Raw genomic sequence first — 18,496 nt, 5'->3', positions numbered from 1 at the left:
CCCCAGATCCCGGGGAACAGTAACGGCCAGGGAGACCGCCTCACCTCGTCGGACCGGGGGCATTACCTCGAACCGGTGATCTTGTGGCGTGCGGGGTTTAATTGAGTCGATGACGACATTCCGGCCAGCCGGCCGGAGCACCGGGGCACGGACCCGCGGCATAGTCCGGAAAACACCGGAGGGCCCGCCCGGGCCCATGCGCCAGATCCGGCCAGGGAGCGCGCGCGCATGCTTCACCCCACTCGAATGGCCATGCTGTGGCGCGGAGTTGCCGGGGGGCGCGTACGAGAGGCGCGCCGTACCGGCATACGCGGGCGGCACGAGACGTTTCCCGGGCCTTCACGTGGGACACCTTCCGGCTTGGCATGGACACTTCTACCCTTCGGTTGCACCGCCCCCCAGCCGTCCCCTCAACCGGAGGTAGCCGTGTCCGGCGCGCCCAGACAACGCCGCACCGCCCTTCTTTCCGCCCTCGGTCTCGCGGCCGCCTCGCTCGGCCTGTGGGCCGGTTTCGGCGGGACGTCCTCGGCCCAGGCCGCGGCGACCGTGCCCACCCCGGACCACGTGGTGGTCGTGGTCTTCGAGAACCACGCCTACAGCCAGGTCATCGGCAGCTCCAGCGCCCCGTACATCAACTCGCTGAAGACCGGCGGCGCCAACCTCACCCAGTCGTACGGCGAGACGCACCCGAGCCAGCCCAACTACTTCGCGATGTTCTCGGGTTCCACCCAGGGCATCACGGACGACAGCTGCTACACGCCCGGCTTCTCGTCCGCGCCGAACCTGGCCTCCGAGCTGATCGCCGCGGGCAAGACCTGGGCCAGCTACAACGAGACGCTGCCCAGCCAGGGTTCGACCACGTGCAGCAGCGGCAAGTACGCCCGCAAGCACAACCCGTGGTTCGGCTTCTCCAACGTGCCGACCTCGTCGGCGTACACCTTCACGCAGTTCCCGACCGACTACACCACGCTGCCGCAGGTCTCCTTCGTCGTCCCGAACCTGTGCAGCGACATGCACGACTGCTCGGTCGGCACCGGTGACACCTGGCTGAAGAACAACCTGGGCGCCTACGCGACCTGGGCGAAGACCCACAACAGCCTGCTCGTGGTCACCTTCGACGAGGACAACCGGCTCGCCGGCAACAAGATCCCGACCGTGCTCTACGGCCAGCAGGTCACCCCGGGATCGACCTCGGCGACGACGTACAACCACTACAACCTGCTCCGCACGATCGAGGACATGTACGGCACCTCGCACGCCGGACAGGCCGCCAACGCGACCCCGATCACGGGCATCTGGACTCCGTGACGTGTACGTAGCGGACAGTCGCGGCACTCCCGCGACACCGGCGCCCGGAGCACCCGCTCCGGGCGGCGGGCCGCCGTCGCCCCCACGGTCCTCGCGCTCGGCACGGTCAGCCTCGTCACGGACGTGTCCTCGGAGATGGTCACGGCCGTGCTCCCGCTCTACCTGGTCGCCGGACTCGGCCTCTCGCCGCTCGGCTTCGGCCTGCTCGACGGCGTCTACAACGGCTTCAGCGCCCTCGTCCGGCTGGTCGGCGGGCATCTCGCCGACCGCGGCGGACGCCACAAGACGGTGGCCGTCCTCGGCTACGGCCTGTCGGCGCTGTGCAAACCCCTGCTCCTGGTGGCGGGTTCACTGCCGCTGATCGGGGCCGTGCTGGCCGCCGACCGCACCGGCAAGGGCCTGCGGACCGCGCCGCGCGACGCCCTGATCTCCCTGGCCTCCCCCGCCGAGTCCCGGGGCCGCGCGTTCGGCGTGCACCGGGCGATGGACACCGCCGGCGCCCTGATCGGACCGCTGGTCGCGTTCCTGATCCTCCGCCAGGCCGTGGACGGCTACGACGCCGTGTTCACCGTCAGCTTCTGCGTGGCCGCGCTCGGCGTCCTGGTCCTGGTGCTCTTCGTCCCGTCGCGGCGGCGCCGGCCCGCCGACGCCGCCACCGACGCCCCGCGCGCCTCCCTGACGGCGGCGCTCGCCCTGCTCCGGGTCCACGAGGTCCGCCGACTCACCCTCTGCGCGCTCCTGTTGGGCCTCGCCACGGTCAGCGACTCCTTCGTCTACCTGCTGCTCCAGCGGCGGCTCGGCGTCGCCGACCAGTGGTTCGCGCTGCTTCCCCTGGGCACCGCCGCCGCCTTCCTGCTGCTGGCCGTGCCGCTGGGGCGGCTCGCCGACCGCGTCGGGAGCCGACGCGTCTTCCTCGGCGGGCACGTCGCCCTGCTCCTGGCGTACGTCACGCTGCTCAGCGGCTGGCAGGGCACCGCGCTCCCGTACCTGGTCCTCGCCCTGCACGGCGGCTTCTACGCGGCGACCGACGGCGTCCTGATGGCCGCGGCCGCCGGGGTCGTACCGGCCGGACTGCGCTCCTCCGGGCTCGCGTTGGTCCAGACGGGCCAGGCGCTGGCCCGCTTCGGCTGCTCGATCGCCTTCGGCGCCGCCTGGAGCGCGTGGGGCGACCGCACCGCGCTCGGCACCGCGACGGGCGCGCTCGCGGTGTGCGCGGCGGCGGCCTTCGCCCTCCTCCCGACGCCCTCCCGGGGCACCGCGACGGGCCTCCCGACGGACGCGCCGCACACGACGGACGCGACGCGCTCGACGCACTCCACGGACTCCCCGGACTCCCCGGACTCCCCGGACTCCCCGGACTCGACCGAGAGGCCCGCATGACCCTGCGCATCAAACTGCTCGTCCTGCTGACGGCGCTGGCCGTGCTCGGCGGTGTGGCCGCGGCCTCGTTGCTGCACGCCTCGGACCGGGCCGCCGAGAAGGACCGCGCGCAGGCGGGCGGCCCGCCGGTCGCGTCCGGGAAGGTCGCCCTGACGCCCGACGCGACCCGCCGGATCGTGTTCCGGAACATGGCCTGGGGTCCGCACCGCGACGAGCTGGCCACCGTGCCGGCCGCCGCGCCGGGCGGCCCGCGCACGGCGTCCGGGGTGAAGTGCCTGCGCTTCCACGCCGCCGCCGGAACGGGGATCTGCCTCCAGGCCGAGCGCGGCACGGTGGAGGACGCGTACCGGGCGGTGGTCCTGGACGCGGGGCTCAAGGAGCGGGCGCGCTACGCGCTGCCCGGCATCCCGACCCGGGCCCGGGTCTCCCCGTCGGGCCGGTTCGTGGCGTGGACGGTGTTCGTCGGCGGCGACTCGTACGCGGGCACCGACTTCTCCACCCGTACCGCCGTCCTGGACACCGGGACGAACCGGCTCACGGCGTCCCTGGAGGAGTTCGCGGTGATCAAGGACGGCAAGGAGCACCACGCCGCCGACACCAATTTCTGGGGGGTCACCTTCTCCCGTGACGACCGGCACTTCTACGCGACGATGGCGACCGGCGGGAAGACCTACCTGGTGCGCGGCGACCTCCGGGCGCGCACCGTCACCGCCCTCCACCAGAACGTCGAGTGCCCGTCGCTCTCCCCCGACGAGACCCGGATCGTCTACAAGAAGCGGGTCGCCGGCGCACCGGCCGACGCGCCGTGGCGGCTGTACGCCCTGGATCTGTCCACCTTCCGCGAGACGCCCCTCGCCGACCGTCGCAGCGTCGACGACCAGGCGGTCTGGCTGGACTCCCGGACGGTCGCCTACTCACTCCCGGGCGACTTCGGCGCCGACCTGTACACGGCCCGCGCCGACGGCTCGGGCGCCCCGGCCCGTCTTCTGACGGCCGGCCTGGCACCGGTCGTGCTGGGCGGGTCGGCGGCGGTGGGCGCGGCGGCGCGGTAGGACGCGGAAGGCCGCTCTCCCGTGCGGGGAGAGCGGCCTTCCGGGGTGGCTCAGGCGCGGCTCTTGGCGGCGGCCAGGGCCTCCCTGACCTCGCGGGCCACGCGGGCCGCGTCGGCGGGGACGTTCACGACGTCGGTGCGGTTCATGTCGATGACGAGGACCTCGCTGGCCGAGTAGTGCTTGTGCACCCAGTCGTCGTAGCCGGACCACAGCACCCGGTAGTACTCGACGAGCGCCTCGTCCTGCTCGAAGTCGCGCCCGCGCAGACCGATGCGCCGCAGCACCGTCTCGAAGTCCGCCTTGAGGTAGACCATGAGGTCGGGGGCCTTGCGGTACGGCAGGCCGTCGATCTCGCGCATCATCTCGTTCAGCAGGCCCTCGTACACCCCCATCTCCAGGGAGCTGATGCGGCCCAGGTCGTGATTGACCTTGGCGAAGTACCAGTCCTCGTAGATGGAGCGGTCGAGGACGTTGTCGCCCTGCTTGTACGCCTCCTTGATGGAGGCGAACCGCGTCTGCAGGAAGTACAGCTGGAGCAGGAAGGGGTAGCGCTTCGCCTGGATCTCCTCGGCGCTCGCCGTGTAGAAGAGCGGCAGGATGGGGTTGTCGTCCACGCTCTCGTAGAAGACCTCGCTGCCGAGCTCCTTGGCCAGCAGCTCGGCCACACTCGTCTTGCCGATGCCGATCATGCCGCCGACGCAGATCACTGACATTCCTCACTTCTCCCTGGGGACCTCTGTTCGCGGGCGGGACGGGCTGCCCGCACCACGGGGACAGTCCGCGACCGGCCCACCACCGGAGAAACACGAAAGGCCGTCCTCTCGTGAACGAGAGAACGACCTCCGACTGCGTTTCCGCACAGTCGGGACGACAGGATTTGAACCTGCGACCCCTTGACCCCCAGTCAAGTGCGCTACCAAGCTGCGCCACGTCCCGGTGCCCGTCTGACCTGGGGTTTCCCCGGCCGAACGCGCATGAGAACCATACCGCACTTCCCCGGGTGGTCACGAACCAGTTCGACCCTTGACCTCAAGTGCGCTTGAGGTAGCACGGTGTACGTCATGACGAACACGACGTACACACCGTCCGCGCCGTTCCCGTCGGCCGAACCCGGGGACGCCGTCCGCGAGCTGCACCGGCTGATGTCCCTGATGACCGGGGACGAGAAGCACTCCACGGCCGCCACCTCCACCCTCGACGCGCTCTGGGTCCTCTACGACCGCGTCCTGCGGGTCTCGCCCGGAACCGTGGACGATCAGGGGCGGGACCGCTTCCTGCTGTCGAAGGGGCACGGGCCCATGGCGTACTACGCGGTGCTGGCCGCCAAGGGCTTCCTCGGCGAGGAGCTACTCGGTGGTTTCGGGGCGTACGGGTCCCCGCTCGGGTACCACCCGGACCGGACGCTCGTGCCGGGCGCCGAGATCAGCAGCGGGTCGCTCGGCCACGGGCTGCCGCTCGCGGTGGGGAGCGTGCTCGGGCTGCGGGCGCAGGGGCTCACCGACCCGCGGGTGTGGGTGCTGATCGGCGACGCGGAGCTCGACGAGGGCAGCAACCACGAGGCCATCGGCTACGCCGGGCCGGCCGGTCTCGAACAGCTGCACACGCTGGTGATCGACAACAGCTCCGCCACCTACGGCTGGCCCGGCGGCATCGCCTCGCGTTTCGAGGCGGCCGGGTGGTCCGCCGAGACCGTGGACGGGCGTGACCACGAGGCCCTGTACGCCGCCTTCACCGCCCCGCACCCGGGACGGCCGCGCGCCGTCGTCGCCCGCGTCGAGGCACAGGACGCGTGACGGCCGCCGGCCGCCCCTGACATCTCTGACACCCGTGGCACCCGTGACACCCGTGACACCCGTGCCGTCTCTGGCGTCCCCCACACTTCCAGCCCCCCAGCCCCAGCCCCAGCCCCTGAGCACCCCCGAGGAGACCCGCCCCCATGGACACCATGCGTGAACGTTTCATCGCCACCACCACCCGTCTGCTCGACGACGACCCCCGGCTCGCGGTCGTGCTCGCCGAGATCAGCTGGGCCGCGTTCCAGGAGGCCGCGCAGCGGCACCCCGACCGGGTGCTGAACGTCGGGATCCGCGAGCAGCTGCTGATCGGGGCGGGGGGCGGGATCGCGCTCACCGGGATGCGGCCGCTCATGCACACCTTCGCCAGCTTCCTGGTCGAGCGGCCCTTCGAGCAGCTGAAGCTGGACTTCGAGCACCAGGGCGTGCACGGCGTGCTGGTCAGCGCCGGCGGCTCGTACGACTCGCCGGCCGCCGGCTTCACGCACATGGCGCCCGGCGACGTGGCCCTGATGGACACCCTGGACGGCTGGACCGTGCACGTGCCGGGGCACCCCGACGAGGCGGAGGCCCTGGTGCGGGAGGCCGTGGCGGGCGAGGGGTCCGTGTACGTGCGCCTGTCGGTGCACGCCAACGCCCAGGCCCGGCCGCGCGCCCGGAGCGGGTTCAGCGTGCTGCGGGAGGGCTCGCGGGGCGTCGTCGTCGCGGTCGGGCCGATGCTCGACAACGTGCTGGCGGCGACGGAGGGGCTTGACGTGAGCGTGCTGTACGCGACGACCGTGCGCCCCTTCGACGGGGAGACGCTGCGCCGGGCGGTGGGCGCCGCCCGGCCCGACGTCGTCCTGGTGGAGCCGTATCTCGAAGGGACCTCGACGGCGGCGGCGAACGACGCCCTGGCCGAGGTGCCCCACCGGGTGCTCGGGCTCGGCATCGGGCGCCGGGAGCTGCGCCGGTACGGGACGATCGAGGAGCACCTGACCGGTCAGGGCCTCGACCCGGCCGGCCTGCGGGCCCGGATCGCCGCCTTCCTCAGGTGAGCCCGCCGTACTCGGGGTGCCGGTCGAGCAGCGCGCGGGTCGCGGCCTGGCGCCAGGAGTCGGCGAGGATCGCCCGCAGCTCCTCCTCGTCGTCGAGGGCGTCGAGCCGGACCCTGATCCAGGCGTACCCGTCGTCGTGCCCCTCGCGGAGGAAGAACTTGTCGGGTTCGGCCGCGATCAGCTCCGCCCTGTCCTCCTTCGGACACTTCACGCCCATCACTTGATCGGTGTCGTCCAGCGAGGCGAACATCCGGCCCCCTTGGCCGGCCCGGAAGGTGGGCATGCCCCAAGCCGTCTTCTCCACCGCCTCCGGCAGGGAGAGGGCGATCCTGCGCACGTCATCAGAAGTGGCCATGTCCCGACCGTACGGCCTCTCGGCGGGCGAGGGGCGCAGAGCGGCGCACGCGCCCGCGCACACTCCGTCACTGACACCCCCTACGCTCAGTGACGCGCTGCTGCGCCCGTCAATGCCTCTGTGCGCCCCTTCCGGCGTGCGCGAGACTTGCCCGGGAGCCGCGAAGGGCCCACAGGCCTTGCGGTTCCTGGCCTCACGCCCTTCGGGGGCACTTCCGGAATGCCGTCTCTTTGGTGCAGAAGTGACGCATGTGGCGATCCGAGGGGCCTCGCCGCCATATGCCCACGAAACCTTTGCCGTTGGCATGTGGCAGAAAGATGCCCTCGGGGAATGACCTTCGGGCCGGACTGAGCAGGCCAACATCGCGCACAACACAGTCGGAAACAATCGTCAACCGTTCCGGTTTCGGACAAACTTGGTGGCGATATTGATCCGCCCGAGAAAGATCAACACCATGAAGTGGTCGGCCTGCTCGGGACGGGACCACTGCCGATGCACCACCTGCTCGAACCACTAGGCGAGCAGGCGTTTCGCAGGGGAGGGACTCGTATGGACGGCTACTTCAGCAGCCGACTGCATCATCAACTCCGAGAGACGGTGCGGCACTTCGCGGAGAGTGAGGTTCGGCCACGGATACCCGAGATGGAGGCGTCACGCTCGGTCCACCACGAACTGTCCCGGCTGATCGCCGCGCAGGGCTGGCTGGGCGCGACTATCAGCCATGAGTACGGCGGGATGGGCGCGGGCCATCTGGCCAAAACCATCATCATCGAGGAGCTGTCCCGGGTCAGCGGCGCGATGGGCGCCATGGTCCAGGCCTCGCAACTCGGCACGGCGAAGATCGTGCACTTCGGCAGCGACGAGCAGCGCAAGACCTGGCTTCCGGCCATCGCGGCCGGCGAGTGCCTGCCGACCATCGCGGTCACCGAACCGGAATCCGGGGGGCACGTCCTCGGCATGTCCGCGACCGCGGAACGCGACGGAGACGACTACATCCTCAACGGCAACAAGGTGTACGTCGGCAACAGCCATGTCGGCGACCTGCACGGTGTCGTGGTCAGGACAGGTCCGGGATCGAAGGGACTCACCGCATTCCTGGTCGAGTCCGATCGCCCCGGGTTCAGGACCGGTCCCCAGCAGTCGGCCATGGGCCTGCACGGGTTCAGTTTCGGCGAGCTCATCTTCGAGAACTGCCGTGTCCCGGCCTCCAACCGGCTCGGCGACGAGGGGGACGGCCTGGCCGTCGCGTACTCCTCGAGCGTCCTCTACGGCAGGGCCAACCTGACGGCCGTGTCACTGGGCATTCATCAGGCCATTCTGGAGGAGACCACAAAGTTCGCCACCGAACGCATCCGCTACGGCAACCCCCTGTCCGAACTCCCCACCGTCAAGCTGAAGTTGGGCCAGATGCAGTCGCGTCTGATGACGGCCCGGCTCGCCGCCTACCATGCCGTACACATGCTCGACCAGGGCATGTCCTGCGACACCGAGCTGATGAACGCGAAACTGGTCAACGTCGAGTCCGCCATCGACTCCGGCCGCAACGCCATGGAGATCCACGCCGCCGCGGGCCTCTTCGCCGACCGCCCCATCGAGCGGTACCTCCGCGACGCGCACCACATCTTCGCCCCCGCCGGCACCTCCGACATCCAGCTCCTCCGTCTCGCCGAGGTCGCCCTCGGACAGGACAAGGGAAGCTGGTCGGAGCGCCTGTCCGACGTGGTCCGCATGGAACCAGCGGGCTGCTGAGGAAGTCCACCGAAGAACCGTGCCCCGGAGTCCGGCGAAGGAGCCGAACACCGGGGCACCCGTACGAGGTGACGGCGGGTGCCGTCAGATCATGCCCTCCTCACGGCGGTGGATCTGCTCCACCAGCTCGGCCGCCATCGCCTTGATCGTCTCCAGGCCGGCCCGTCCCCAGGGACGTACGTCCGTGTCGACCACGCAGATGGTGCCCAGCGCGACCCCGGTCCGGTCGATCAGCGGGGCGCCCATGTACGAGCGGATGCCGATCTCGTCCACCACCGGGTTGCCCGCGAACCGCGGGTAGTCGCAGACGTCCTCCAGGACCAGGGCCTTGCGGCGCACCACCACGTGCGGGCAGTAGCCGTGGTCGCGGGCCATGAAGCGGCCGACGCCGCCGCTGCCGGCCGCCGCCGCACCGAGGTCGGAGCCGGAGTGGGTGCCGGCCGGGGTGTGCAGTCCGGCGAAGAACTGCCGGTTCTCGTCGATGAAGTTGACCATCGAGAAGGGCGCGCCGGTCACGTCGGCGAGGCGGCGGGCGAATTCGTCGAAGGCCGGGTCGGGCTGCTCGCCGAGGCCCAGTTCACGCAGGCGGCGGACCCGGGCGGGCGCCTCGTTGTCGACGGGAGTGAGCAGCATATGACCGGTCGGGTCGTAGGTCATGTCGTGGCTCCGTAGCTCGGCACGGCGGCCGGGAAGGTGGTGAGGAGGTGCTGGACGAGGGTCAGCAGGGTACGGATGCCGGAGCTGGATATCCGGGCGTCGCAGAGCAGGACCGGCACGGTCGGCTTGAGGTCGAGGGCCGACCGGATCTCGTCGGGGTCGTAGCGGTGCGCCCCGTCGAACTCGTTGACGGCCACCACGAACCCGATGCCGCGCCGCTCGAAGAAGTCGACGGCGGAGAAGCATGCCTGGAGGCGGCGGGTGTCGGCGAGGACGACCGCGCCGAGGGCGCCCTCGGACAGCTCGTCCCACATGAACCAGAAGCGCTCCTGGCCGGGGGTGCCGAACAGGTAGAGCACGTTGCGGTCGTCGAGGGTGATCCGCCCGAAGTCCATGGCGACGGTGGTCGTGGTCTTGGACTCCACGCCCTCCAGGCTGTCGGTGGCCGCGCTGACCGAGGTCAGCAGCTCCTCGGTGCTGAGCGGTTCGATCTCGCTCACCGCGCCCACGAAGGTGGTCTTGCCCACCCCGAACCCGCCCGCCACCAGGATCTTCAGCGCGGTGGGAAAGGGGTCGCCGGCGAAGCTCTCGTGGCGCTCAGAGCCGTTGTCGTAGGCCATCGAGCACTGCCTCCAGCAAGGAACGGTCGGTTGGATTGGCGTGGAAGCGGGGCGCGCGGGCGGTGATCGCCCCGCAGTCCACGAGGTCGGAGAGCAGGACCTTGGTGACGACGGCCGGAAGCCGTAAGTGCGCCGCGATCTCCGCCACCGAGGTGGGGCCGCCGCACAGCCCGAGAGCCAGGCTGTGCTCGGGTCCCATGTGCGGCTGCGGGCTGCTGCCGGTCGCCATCACCATCGACAGCAGGTCGAGCGCGGCGGTCGGCTTCGTCCGGCCGCCGCTGACGGTGTACGGACGGATCAGCCGGCCGGCCGCGTCGTCGAGCCAGGGTCCTTCCTGGTGGGACCCCATACTCAATGTCCCGCACTGCCCGCCGCGCCGGCGGCCTGTCTGGCCGGGGTGACCAGGTACGGCCGCACGCTCTTGACGAGCATCGCCATCTCGTAGCCGAGGACGGCGGCGTCCGCCTCGCGGCCCGCCAGGACGGCGAGACAGGTGCCGGACCCGGCGGTGGAGACGAAGAGCAGGGTGGAGTCCAGCTCGACCACGACCTGGCGCACCTCGCCGCCGTCGCCGAACCGCGCGCCGGCGCTGCGCCCGAGCGAGTACAGCCCGGAGGCCAGCGCGGCCATGTGGTCGGCCGCGTCGGGGTCGAGGCCGTGGACGGACTTCACCAGGCCGTCGGAGGAGAGCAGAACGGCGTTACGGGTGTACGGGACCCGCTGGACCAGACCGCTCAGCAGCCAGTCGAGATCCGAGGAATGGCCGTTCGGCACATTGCTCGCCATGGTGCATCTACTCCTTGTGCTCGTCGCCTGGACGCAGCGGTTCACGGGGGGCGGGCTGGGATTCTGCGAGTCCGATGCCGCGCTGGAAGGCGGCCATCAGGCCCGGGTCGTGCAGGGCGTGCTCCTCGGGCTTGCGGGCCGTGGGCTCGTCGCGCAGCTGCGGGACGAGGTGTTCCTGGGCGCGCCGCTTGGGGAGGACGGGCCTGCCCGACGCTCCGGCGCGCGGGGCCGGGGGGACCTCGGACGTCGGGGCGGGGAAGGATCCGCCGGGCCGTGCGGGCTCGGCGTGGCTGGGCTGGGGCGGGACGCCGGGCAGGCCGGACGCGGCGGGGGCCGCTTCGGCGTAGACCGGGAGGGGCGGGATGTGTGCCTGCCCGTACGCCGGGCCCTGCGTGGGTGCCTGCGTCCGCGTCTGCGCGTGCACCGGTACGGGCGCCGGGGCGGGTACGTGGGCGGGCGCGGGCGCCATCGGGGCCGGGGCCTGCACGGGGGCGCGGTGGGGGGCCGGGGCGTGGAGCGGGGCCGGGGCGGGGGCCGCGGCCGGGGTGACCGCCGGGATCGGGGCGGGTGCGGGGACGGGCCGGGCCGCCGGGGGTGCGGCCTGGGCCTGCGGGACGGCGGCCGGAGCCGGTGCGGTGTTCCGGTTCTCGGTGCGGGCGAGGCCCTCGGGGTCGGCGCCGAGGAGTCCCTGCGGCAGGACGAGGACGGCCTGGACGCCGCCGTAGATGTTGGACTGGAGCCGGACGGCGATGCCGTGGCGCCGGGCGAGCGCGGAGACCACGAAGAGTCCGATGCGCCCGTCCTGGAGCAGGTGCGCGACGTTGACCTGGTCGGGGTCGGCGAGCAGGGCGTTCATCTTGTTCTGCTCGGTGACGGGCATGCCCAGGCCGCGGTCCTCGACCTCGATGGCGAGGCCGGCCGTGACGTACTGGGCGCGCAGCAGCACCGTGGTGTGCGGCGCGGAGAACACGGTGGCGTTCTCGACCAGCTCGGCGAGCAGGTGGATGACGTCGGCGACGGCATGGCCCCGGAGCGTACCGTCGATCGGCGGGACCAGCTTCACCCGCGGGTACTGCTCGACCTCGGCGATGGAGGAGCGCAGCACCTCGGTCATGGTGACCGGGTTGGACCACTGGCGACGGGAGATGGCGCCGCCGAGGACGGCGAGGTTCTCCGCGTGCCGGCGGATGCGGGTCGCGAGGTGGTCGACGTGGAACAGGCCCTTGAGAAGCTCGGGGTCCTCGACCTCGTTCTCCAGCTCGTCGAGGAGCTGGATCTCGCGGTGGACGAGGGACTGGAGCCGGCGGGCGAGGTTGACGAAGACCTCGACCTTCTGTTCGTTCCCGACGCTGCTGGAGAGCCGGGAGGCCTGCACGACGGCGCTGACGGCGGCTTCGTGAGAACGCGTCAGTTCGTGGGCGAGCAGGTCGAATTCGTCACTCGATCCGGTGCCGGCCGGGGCCGTGGTGCGGGGTTCCGGCGTCTCGCCCCTGCGCAACTGTTCGACGACCGTACGCAGTTCGCTCTGGCCGCGGGCGCTGCTGCGGCGCAGTGCGTTGGCGCGGTCGATGACCGCCTTGGCCGCCCGGTCGGCACCGAGGGCGGCGGCGGTCACCGAGGCGACCGTGAGCGCGGCGGCTCCGGTGAGCGCGGCCCAGAGGCCCGGCGTGACCTCGGCCCCGGAGGAGCGGATGGTGAAGAGCACGGCGGCGGCGCCGCCGAGCGCGACCGCGACGGCCGGGAGCACGGAGGTGCGCAGGAGTTGAGGCCGTATGCGCGCCTCGGCCGGAAGCTGCGCGGGTGTCTGTGCGGAGCCGGCGGCGGTCGGGCCGGCGGTGTTGCGGGCGCCCGACCGGCCGTGGCGCCCGCCCTCGCGGCGTTCGGACCGCGCGGCGGGTGCGCGAAGTTGAGACATGAGTGTCCTTGGTACGTGCCCAGGAATCGGCGTACTACGGGGGGTGCGCTACGAGGAGGAGAACTACGTGGGTGTGATGAGCCTACCGATGATCACCAGGCAGCCACTGTAGTGGTCAACCGTTCATGTGCGGTGCGCAGTTGGCAAACTTACCCCGTCGGGAGCCCGGGTCTGCTAGCACCCTTCACACGACAGGCCGATACCTGTCGGCCGAAACCCGTCGGAGGGGTAACGGAGGCGGGAACGGAAGGGGGCGGAGGTGTACATACACCTCCGCCCCGCGCGGAATGCGCCCCCGACCGGAATCCGATCCGGGGGGCGCGGACTAGGGAGTGGGAGCGGCCTCCTGCGCGCTCCGCCCGCTGCCCGCACGCCGCTCCTCCGCCGCGTTCACGCCGCCCGTCTTCGCGTTCGCGTTCGCGTCGGCCGTCTTCGCGTTCACGTCCGCGTCGGCCGCCCCGGTGTCCGCGCCGACCCGGGTGGCACCGTCGAGGGCGTCCCAGCCGCCCTCGGGGGCGTGCGCGACCGTCCGCCACCAGGGGGCGTCGGGCAGTGCCGCCGCGCCCGGCTCGAAGGGCTCCCCGGGCCGGGGCAGCGCGAGCCGCTGCCCGGTCTCGGCGCCGGCGGCGACGGTGCCCTCGCCCGGCTCGGCCCACGGGTGCGGGGCGAGGTTGAAGGTGCCCCAGTGGATGGGCAGCATGACGCCGTGCGGGCTGCCGCCCTGGAGGTCGAGGTGGGCGCGCACGCCCTCGGCGGGGGTCATGTGGATGTCGGGCCAGTACTCGGAGTACGCCCCGATCTGGATCATGGTGACGTCGAAGGGGCCGTGGGCGGCGCCGATGTCCTTGAAGCCGGAGAAGTAGCCGGTGTCGCCGCTGTGGTAGATCCGGTGCCCGGGCCCCTCGACGGCCCAGGAGGCCCACAGGGTGTGCTGCTGGTTGCGCAGGCCGCGCCCGCAGAAGTGGCGGGCCGGGGTCGCGGTCAGCCGCAGGTCGTGGATCTCGGTGGACTCGTTCCAGTCCAGCTCGCGCAGCCGGGAGGCGGGCACGCCCCAGCGCTCCAGGTGGGCGCCGACGCCCAGCGGCACCGCGAAGTGGGTGTCCGTGCCGGCCAGCGCCTTGATCGTCGGCAGGTCCAGGTGGTCGTAGTGGTCGTGGGAGATCACCACGACGTCGACCGGACCGAGCGCCGCCAGCGGTACGGGCACCGGATGCAGGCGCTTGGGCCCGGCGAAGGCGAAGGGCGAGCAGCGGTCGCCCCAGACCGGGTCGAAGAGGACCCGGCGGCCGTCGATCTCGGCGAGGACGCTGGAGTGCCCCATCCAGGTGATCCGGAGCCCGGAGGCGGGCGGGCGGGCCAGGTCGGCGAGGGTGGTCGGGTGGACGGGGATCGTGCCGGTGGGGGCTCGGCGCGCCCGCGCCTCCTTCTCGAAGTAGATCTTCGCGAACTCGACCGTCGAGCCGGTCGGCCGGTGCCGGGCCTCCTCCGGGTTCCGGAAGACGCCGTCCGCGAAGTTCGGGGAACGGCGGATGCGCGCCAGGCGCTCCCCCGTGGGGTCGGCGCCGAATGCCTCGGGGCGCAGCGCGCGCAACCGTGCCCGCAGTGAGTGGTCGGGGCCAGTGCCGGTCACAGGACCTCCTGAAAGTCGAGGATCTTTTCATTATGGGCGGCCCGCGGGGTCCGGCGCCCGGACGATCGGTGATACTGAACCATCATTCAGTAGGACCGGAAGTACCGAGGAGTACGCCGATGAGCACCGCCCCGCTGTTGAGCGTCGGATGGACCGACCACGTGACGGGCCGCCGCGGCCATCTGGTCGTGGACCGGCTGGTGCGCGGGGTGGCCAGCGGCGGTCTGCGGATGCGCGAGGGGTGCACGGCCGAGGAGGTCGCCGGCCTGGCCCGCGGGATGACCATGAAGGAGGCCCTGCACTACGACCCGTCGGCGCGCTACGTGCCGCTGGGCGGCGCCAAGGGCGGCATCGACTGCGATCCGCGGTCCCCCGAGGCGTACGGGGTGCTCGTGCGCTACCTGCGGGCGATGCGGCCGTACATCGAGCGCTTCTGGACCACCGGCGAGGACCTGGGTCTCACCCAGGACCTGGTGGACCGGGCGGCGGCGGAGGCGGGGCTGGTCTCCTCGATCCAGGCGGTGTACCCGCTGCTCGACGACGAGGCGGCGGCCCGCGCGCGGCTCGCCGACGCGTTCGCCCTGGAGGTGGACGGGATCGGTCTGGACGAGCTGGTCGGCGGCTGCGGGGTGGCCGAGGCGGCCCTGGCGGCCCTCGACCGGGCGGGGACCCCGTACGCGGGAGCCCGCGTCTCGGTGCAGGGCTTCGGGACGATGGGCGGGGCCACCGCGCGCTTCCTGGCCCGGGCGGGGCTGCGGGTGGTCGCCGTGGCCGACGTGCGGGGCACGATCGTGAACCCGGACGGCCTGGACGTCGAGGCGCTGCTCGCGGCGCGGGACGCGCACGGCGCGGTGGACCGGGTGGTGCTGCGGCCCGGGGACCGCGAGGAGGCCGGGGACGCGTGGCTGGCGGTGGACGCGGAGGTGCTGGTGCCGGCCGCCGTGTCGTACGCCGTGGACACGGGGAACCAGCAGCGGGTGCGGGCCCGGCTGATCGTCGAGGCGGCCAACATGCCGGTGCTCCCGGAGGCCGAGCGGCTGCTCGCGGCGCGCGGGACCGTCGTCCTGCCGGACGTCGTGGTCAATTCGGGCACGAACGCCTGGTGGTGGTGGACCCTCTTCGGCGATGTGAAGGCGGACGCGGAGGCGGCTTTCGCGCAGGTCAGGCGGGCCATGCGAGAACTGGTGGGCCGGATGCTCGACCGGGCGGAGGCGGACGGCACCACCCCGCGCGCGGCGGCGCACGCGCTGGTGGAGGAACGGCTGCCGGAGATCGCCCAGCGGTACGGCTGGTACTGACGGGACGGGTGGGTACGGAGCATGGCGCGTGTGAGGCTGGATGCGGCGGAGCGGCGCGAGGCGCTGCTCCGGGCGGCCGTCGGCCGGATCGAGGCGAAGGGCGTCGCGGCGGTCCGGATCGCGGACGTGGCGGCGGAGCTCGGGGTCAGCAACGCGCTGGTCCTGTACCACTTCGCGACCAAGGAACAGCTGGTCGCGGCGGCCTTCGCGCACGCGGCCGAGGAGGACCTGGCCCGGCTGCGGCGGGTGCTGGGCCGCCGGACCACGGCGCTGCGCCGGCTGCGGGCGGCAGTCCGCTGGTACGCGCCGACCGGCCAGGCCAAGGGCTGGCGCCTGTGGATCGAGGGCTGGGCGGCGTCCCTGCGCGAACCCGCGCTGCGCGAGGTCGCCGGGGCGCTGGACCGGGAGTGGAAGGCCGCCCTGACCCGGGTGATCGCCGAGGGCGTGGCGGCCGGGGAGTTCGGCTGCCCCGACCCGGCCGCCTCGGCCTGGCGGCTCACCGCCTTCCTGGACGGCCTGGCCGTCCAGACGACCGCGTACGCGGGCGCACTCCCCCGCGCCACGCTGCTGGAGTGGGCGGACGGGGCGCTCGCCCGGGAGCTGGGAGTGGCCTCGTTCGAGGCCGCGGGGGCGGGCGCGGGGGCGCCCTCGGAGGCGGCCGAGGACGCGGTGGAGGGGGCGGCGCCCGGCCCTGAGGCCGGTTCCGCCCCGCCGTCGTCGCCTCAGACCAGCTCGTAGACGGCCGAGACCGTCACGTGCTCCTCGATCTCGCCGGGGGCGAGGGGGACGCTCGCGCCGCCGTCGGCGGGGGCGCTCGGGAGTGCGCCGGGGGTCGGGCGGACGCTGTCGCCCTCGGTGAGCGAGACCAGCCGGCCCAGGCGGTGACCGCTGAGTTCGGCGTACCGGGCGGCCTTGGCGCGCGCGTCGCGGAAGGCGGCGTCGCGGGCCTGGGCGCGCAGCGCGGTCGGGTCGGAGACGTCGAAGGAGACGCCGTTGACGCGGCCCGCGTCCCCGGTGGCGTCGCCGACCGCGCCGACGACCTGTCCGGCCTTGTCGATGTCACGGACCTTCACGGAGAAGCTCTGCCCGGCCTGATAGCCCGTCACCTTGCTCTCGCCCTCGGCGGTCTGGGTGTAGACGGGCGAGAGGGACAGGCTCTCGGTGCGGATGTCCCGGTCGGCGACGCCCTGCCGCTTCAGGGCGTCGAGGAGGGCCGTGGCCGCCGCGCTCTGGGCGGCCATCGCCTCCTTGGCGGTCTTGCGGGTGGCCTCGACGCCGACCGAGACCACGGCGATGTCGGGCGCGGCGGACGCCCGGCCGCTGCCGCTGACCGAGACGGTGGTGGGCGCGGCGGCCCGTACGGCGGCGTGGCGGGCCGTCCCCCCGGACCCGGCGGCGACGGCGGGGGCCGCGGCGCCGAGCAGCACGCCGCCGAGGGCGGCGCCGACGGCGAGCGCGCGCACGGTGCGGACGGGGGTGCGGGCGGTCTTGGTTCCGGGGCGACGGGGCGTCATGGGTGGTCCCTTCGGGGATGGTGGTCGGCGCGCACATCCCACCAGGCGGCGCCCTCACCGGCGCAGCGCCACTCCTGGGACGCCCGTGTCCTTCACCTCTCCGGACGCCTGCCGCCGGGTCAGCAGGCGAGCGCGAGCGGCGGACGCCACACCTGGCCGTCGCCGGCGACGCCCGGCGTGGGGGTGTAGGACAGCGGGACGAGGTGGGTGGCGGCGGCCGTCTCGTTGCGGGTGCCGAGCCAGAGGTCGATGATCTGCCAGGGCTGTCCGTCGAGGACGGTCACGGTGCGCGGCTGGCCGCCGCAGCTGGTGCCGTCGAAGACGCGGCGTCCGTTCGGGGGCGCGCTCCAGCCGACGTTGCCGGGGGCGGTCCACCCGGAGTACAGCGAGGGGGCGGTGGCGTAGCCGATCGAGGTGCCCGCGCAGTAGCCGCAGGCGCGGTCGGCGTAGGTGAGGACGTAGCGGCGCGCGACGGGGTCCCACCAGCCGCCGGGGCCCTCGACGTCGCCCAGTCCGGCGACCTTGCGGACGCCGACGCCCCGGCCACCGCTGCCCCACTGGTCGAGTTCCTCGATGTTGAGCTGGGCGGCTCCGGGGAGGGTGCAGACGACGGCGGGGCGGCCGCCGGGGCTGCCGGACTGGATGAAGCCGAAGTCGCCGTTGCCGGCGCAGATCTTGAGGGTGGGTTTGTTGTACGAGCCGTTGGGGGTGACGCCGGGGCCGCAGGGCCCGGCCGCGGAGGCGCAGCCCATCGCGTTGTAGGCGTTCGTCCGGTTGTCGACGGAGTAGTGCCGGGGGCTGTTGAACCAGAGGATGAAGACGCCGTCGTCGCGGCCCCATCCGGAGCGGCGGATCATGCGCGGGTTGAAGCAGCCCTGGCCGGTGCCGCCGCAGGTGACCTGCCAGGAGTCGTCGCTCCAGGGGTCGACGGTGGTCGGGTCGAAGAGAGCCTTGGGGGTGCTCCACGGCCCTTGGGGCGTGGGGGCGGTGGAGACGCCGAAGCCGCACCAGGGGGTGTTGGCGACGTACCACTCGTAGCCGCAGGCGTACATGGAGCCGTACATGTAGTAAGTGTCGCCGAAGCGGGTGATCTGCGTGTCGTGGAGGTCGAGCCCCGTGATGGTGAACGAGGGCGGGAGCGGCGCGCGCGCCGTCGCGGCACCGGCGGCGTGGGCCGGGGCGAACAGCGCGGCGACAGCGCACAACAGGGCGGTGAGGACGCGGCGGACGGGCACGCGTGCCCCCTCCTCTCGGGCCGGGGACACCGGCCGACGCTCGGCGGGACCCGGCGGGACCCAGCGGAACTCAGCGGGACTCAGCGGGCCCTGGCGATCCCTTCGGTCAATTCCGAGGATTATCTGATGAATCATTGGATATCCGGCTCTGACACGCGCGAGCCCGC

17 protein-coding genes, 1 tRNA gene and 1 pseudogene are annotated in these 18,496 nt (G+C 72.6%); 8 read left to right on the top strand and 11 right to left on the bottom strand.

The genetic code is table 11. From position 1 onward, the window contains the following. The first annotated feature begins 426 nt into the window (after positions 1-426). The 3 genes and pseudogenes from AB0Q96_RS11365 (at position 427) to AB0Q96_RS11355 (ending at position 3,740) form a co-directional block, all read left to right on the top strand. Complete coding sequence (locus AB0Q96_RS11365) at positions 427-1,308, top strand: alkaline phosphatase family protein (RefSeq protein ID WP_365324020.1); 882 nt, start codon at positions 427-429, stop codon at positions 1,306-1,308. A 1-nt stretch (position 1,309) separates the two neighbouring features. Then, a pseudogene (locus AB0Q96_RS11360) lies at positions 1,310-2,688 on the top strand (MFS transporter). Next, entirely contained in the window at positions 2,685-3,740 is a 1,056-nt protein-coding gene (locus AB0Q96_RS11355) for a TolB-like translocation protein (protein ID WP_365324018.1), read from the top strand. The pseudogene AB0Q96_RS11360 and the gene AB0Q96_RS11355 overlap by 4 nt, the downstream one beginning before the upstream one ends. Positions 3,741-3,790: 50 nt before the next feature. On the opposite strand, the gene AB0Q96_RS11350 is transcribed toward AB0Q96_RS11355, so the two are convergent. Continuing rightward, positions 3,791-4,453 (bottom strand): deoxynucleoside kinase, encoded by a 663-nt coding sequence (locus AB0Q96_RS11350; protein ID WP_365324016.1) that lies wholly within the window; start codon positions 4,451-4,453, stop codon positions 3,791-3,793. 149 nt (positions 4,454-4,602) lie between these two features. Continuing rightward, positions 4,603-4,676 (bottom strand) — tRNA-Pro (locus AB0Q96_RS11345). 125 nt (positions 4,677-4,801) lie between these two features. Here AB0Q96_RS11345 and AB0Q96_RS11340 point away from each other — a divergent pair. Then, positions 4,802-5,533, top strand: coding sequence for a transketolase (locus AB0Q96_RS11340; RefSeq protein ID WP_365324014.1), 732 nt, complete (start codon positions 4,802-4,804; stop codon positions 5,531-5,533). Between the two features lie 143 nt (positions 5,534-5,676). Beyond that, entirely contained in the window at positions 5,677-6,570 is an 894-nt protein-coding gene (locus AB0Q96_RS11335; protein ID WP_365324012.1) for a transketolase C-terminal domain-containing protein, read from the top strand. Here AB0Q96_RS11335 and AB0Q96_RS11330 read toward each other — a convergent pair. Beyond that, a complete protein-coding gene (locus AB0Q96_RS11330; protein WP_365324011.1) occupies positions 6,563-6,925 on the bottom strand; it encodes an MmcQ/YjbR family DNA-binding protein in 363 nt (120 codons plus the stop codon). The genes AB0Q96_RS11335 and AB0Q96_RS11330 overlap by 8 nt on opposite strands. A 549-nt stretch (positions 6,926-7,474) precedes the next feature. Here AB0Q96_RS11330 and AB0Q96_RS11325 point away from each other — a divergent pair. Further along, on the top strand, positions 7,475-8,674 hold the full coding sequence (locus tag AB0Q96_RS11325) for an acyl-CoA dehydrogenase family protein (protein WP_365324009.1): 1,200 nt from the start codon (positions 7,475-7,477) through the stop codon (positions 8,672-8,674). An 84-nt stretch (positions 8,675-8,758) separates the two neighbouring features. Here AB0Q96_RS11325 and AB0Q96_RS11320 read toward each other — a convergent pair whose 3' ends face one another. From AB0Q96_RS11320 to AB0Q96_RS11295, 6 genes are all read right to left on the bottom strand, one after another. Then, positions 8,759-9,331 carry a GAF domain-containing protein gene (locus AB0Q96_RS11320; RefSeq protein WP_365324007.1) on the bottom strand — a complete coding sequence of 191 codons (573 nt, stop codon included), beginning with the start codon at positions 9,329-9,331 and terminating at the stop codon, positions 8,759-8,761. Next, positions 9,328-9,951 carry an ATP/GTP-binding protein gene (locus AB0Q96_RS11315; protein ID WP_365324005.1) on the bottom strand — a complete coding sequence of 208 codons (624 nt, stop codon included), beginning with the start codon at positions 9,949-9,951 and terminating at the stop codon, positions 9,328-9,330. Before AB0Q96_RS11315 ends, AB0Q96_RS11320 begins: the two co-directional genes overlap by 4 nt. Next, a complete protein-coding gene (locus tag AB0Q96_RS11310) occupies positions 9,929-10,300 on the bottom strand; it encodes a DUF742 domain-containing protein (RefSeq protein ID WP_046911061.1) in 372 nt (123 codons plus the stop codon). Before AB0Q96_RS11310 ends, AB0Q96_RS11315 begins: the two co-directional genes overlap by 23 nt. Positions 10,301-10,302: 2 nt before the next feature. Continuing rightward, positions 10,303-10,737 (bottom strand): roadblock/LC7 domain-containing protein, encoded by a 435-nt coding sequence (locus tag AB0Q96_RS11305; protein ID WP_365324003.1) that lies wholly within the window; start codon positions 10,735-10,737, stop codon positions 10,303-10,305. Between the two features lie 7 nt (positions 10,738-10,744). Further along, positions 10,745-12,652 carry an ATP-binding protein gene (locus AB0Q96_RS11300; protein WP_365324001.1) on the bottom strand — a complete coding sequence of 636 codons (1,908 nt, stop codon included), beginning with the start codon at positions 12,650-12,652 and terminating at the stop codon, positions 10,745-10,747. Between the two features lie 325 nt (positions 12,653-12,977). Then, the gene (locus AB0Q96_RS11295; protein ID WP_365323999.1) at positions 12,978-14,282 is read right to left on the bottom strand and encodes an MBL fold metallo-hydrolase; all 1,305 of its coding nucleotides are present in this window, start codon (positions 14,280-14,282) and stop codon (positions 12,978-12,980) included. A gap of 119 nt (positions 14,283-14,401) precedes the next feature. Here AB0Q96_RS11295 and AB0Q96_RS11290 point away from each other — a divergent pair, with 119 nt between their 5' ends. Together AB0Q96_RS11290 and AB0Q96_RS11285 are read left to right on the top strand one after the other, a co-directional pair. After that, complete coding sequence (locus AB0Q96_RS11290) at positions 14,402-15,580, top strand: Glu/Leu/Phe/Val dehydrogenase dimerization domain-containing protein (RefSeq protein WP_365323997.1); 1,179 nt, start codon at positions 14,402-14,404, stop codon at positions 15,578-15,580. A 21-nt stretch (positions 15,581-15,601) separates the two neighbouring features. Beyond that, the gene (locus AB0Q96_RS11285; RefSeq protein ID WP_365323996.1) at positions 15,602-16,318 is read left to right on the top strand and encodes a TetR family transcriptional regulator C-terminal domain-containing protein; all 717 of its coding nucleotides are present in this window, start codon (positions 15,602-15,604) and stop codon (positions 16,316-16,318) included. Here the strand turns inward: AB0Q96_RS11285 and AB0Q96_RS11280 are convergent. Next, a complete protein-coding gene (locus tag AB0Q96_RS11280) occupies positions 16,303-17,094 on the bottom strand; it encodes an SIMPL domain-containing protein (RefSeq protein WP_365323994.1) in 792 nt (263 codons plus the stop codon). The two genes, AB0Q96_RS11285 and AB0Q96_RS11280, sit on opposite strands and share 16 nt — an antisense overlap. A gap of 119 nt (positions 17,095-17,213) precedes the next feature. Continuing rightward, the gene (locus tag AB0Q96_RS11275; RefSeq protein WP_365323992.1) at positions 17,214-18,329 is read right to left on the bottom strand and encodes a hypothetical protein; all 1,116 of its coding nucleotides are present in this window, start codon (positions 18,327-18,329) and stop codon (positions 17,214-17,216) included. Positions 18,330-18,496 lie beyond the last annotated feature (167 nt).

Source organism: Streptomyces sp. NPDC093111, from assembly GCF_040683955.1.
Taxonomy (GTDB): domain Bacteria; phylum Actinomycetota; class Actinomycetes; order Streptomycetales; family Streptomycetaceae; genus Streptomyces.
Note: the sequence above shows the minus strand (reverse complement) of the source record. Positions and strands in the feature narration are given on the sequence as shown.

Coding starts and splice junctions, on each gene's coding strand:
- AB0Q96_RS11355 (WP_365324018.1), top strand. CDS start 2,685: ATGACCCTGCGCATCAAACTGCTCGTCCTGCTGACGGCGCTGGCCGTG.
- AB0Q96_RS11350 (WP_365324016.1), bottom strand. CDS start 4,453: ATGTCAGTGATCTGCGTCGGCGGCATGATCGGCATCGGCAAGACGAGT.
- AB0Q96_RS11340 (WP_365324014.1), top strand. CDS start 4,802: ATGACGAACACGACGTACACACCGTCCGCGCCGTTCCCGTCGGCCGAA.
- AB0Q96_RS11335 (WP_365324012.1), top strand. CDS start 5,677: ATGGACACCATGCGTGAACGTTTCATCGCCACCACCACCCGTCTGCTC.
- AB0Q96_RS11330 (WP_365324011.1), bottom strand. CDS start 6,925: ATGGCCACTTCTGATGACGTGCGCAGGATCGCCCTCTCCCTGCCGGAG.
- AB0Q96_RS11325 (WP_365324009.1), top strand. CDS start 7,475: ATGGACGGCTACTTCAGCAGCCGACTGCATCATCAACTCCGAGAGACG.
- AB0Q96_RS11320 (WP_365324007.1), bottom strand. CDS start 9,331: ATGACCTACGACCCGACCGGTCATATGCTGCTCACTCCCGTCGACAAC.
- AB0Q96_RS11315 (WP_365324005.1), bottom strand. CDS start 9,951: ATGGCCTACGACAACGGCTCTGAGCGCCACGAGAGCTTCGCCGGCGAC.
- AB0Q96_RS11310 (WP_046911061.1), bottom strand. CDS start 10,300: ATGGGGTCCCACCAGGAAGGACCCTGGCTCGACGACGCGGCCGGCCGG.
- AB0Q96_RS11305 (WP_365324003.1), bottom strand. CDS start 10,737: ATGGCGAGCAATGTGCCGAACGGCCATTCCTCGGATCTCGACTGGCTG.
- AB0Q96_RS11300 (WP_365324001.1), bottom strand. CDS start 12,652: ATGTCTCAACTTCGCGCACCCGCCGCGCGGTCCGAACGCCGCGAGGGC.
- AB0Q96_RS11290 (WP_365323997.1), top strand. CDS start 14,402: ATGAGCACCGCCCCGCTGTTGAGCGTCGGATGGACCGACCACGTGACG.
- AB0Q96_RS11285 (WP_365323996.1), top strand. CDS start 15,602: ATGGCGCGTGTGAGGCTGGATGCGGCGGAGCGGCGCGAGGCGCTGCTC.
- AB0Q96_RS11280 (WP_365323994.1), bottom strand. CDS start 17,094: ATGACGCCCCGTCGCCCCGGAACCAAGACCGCCCGCACCCCCGTCCGC.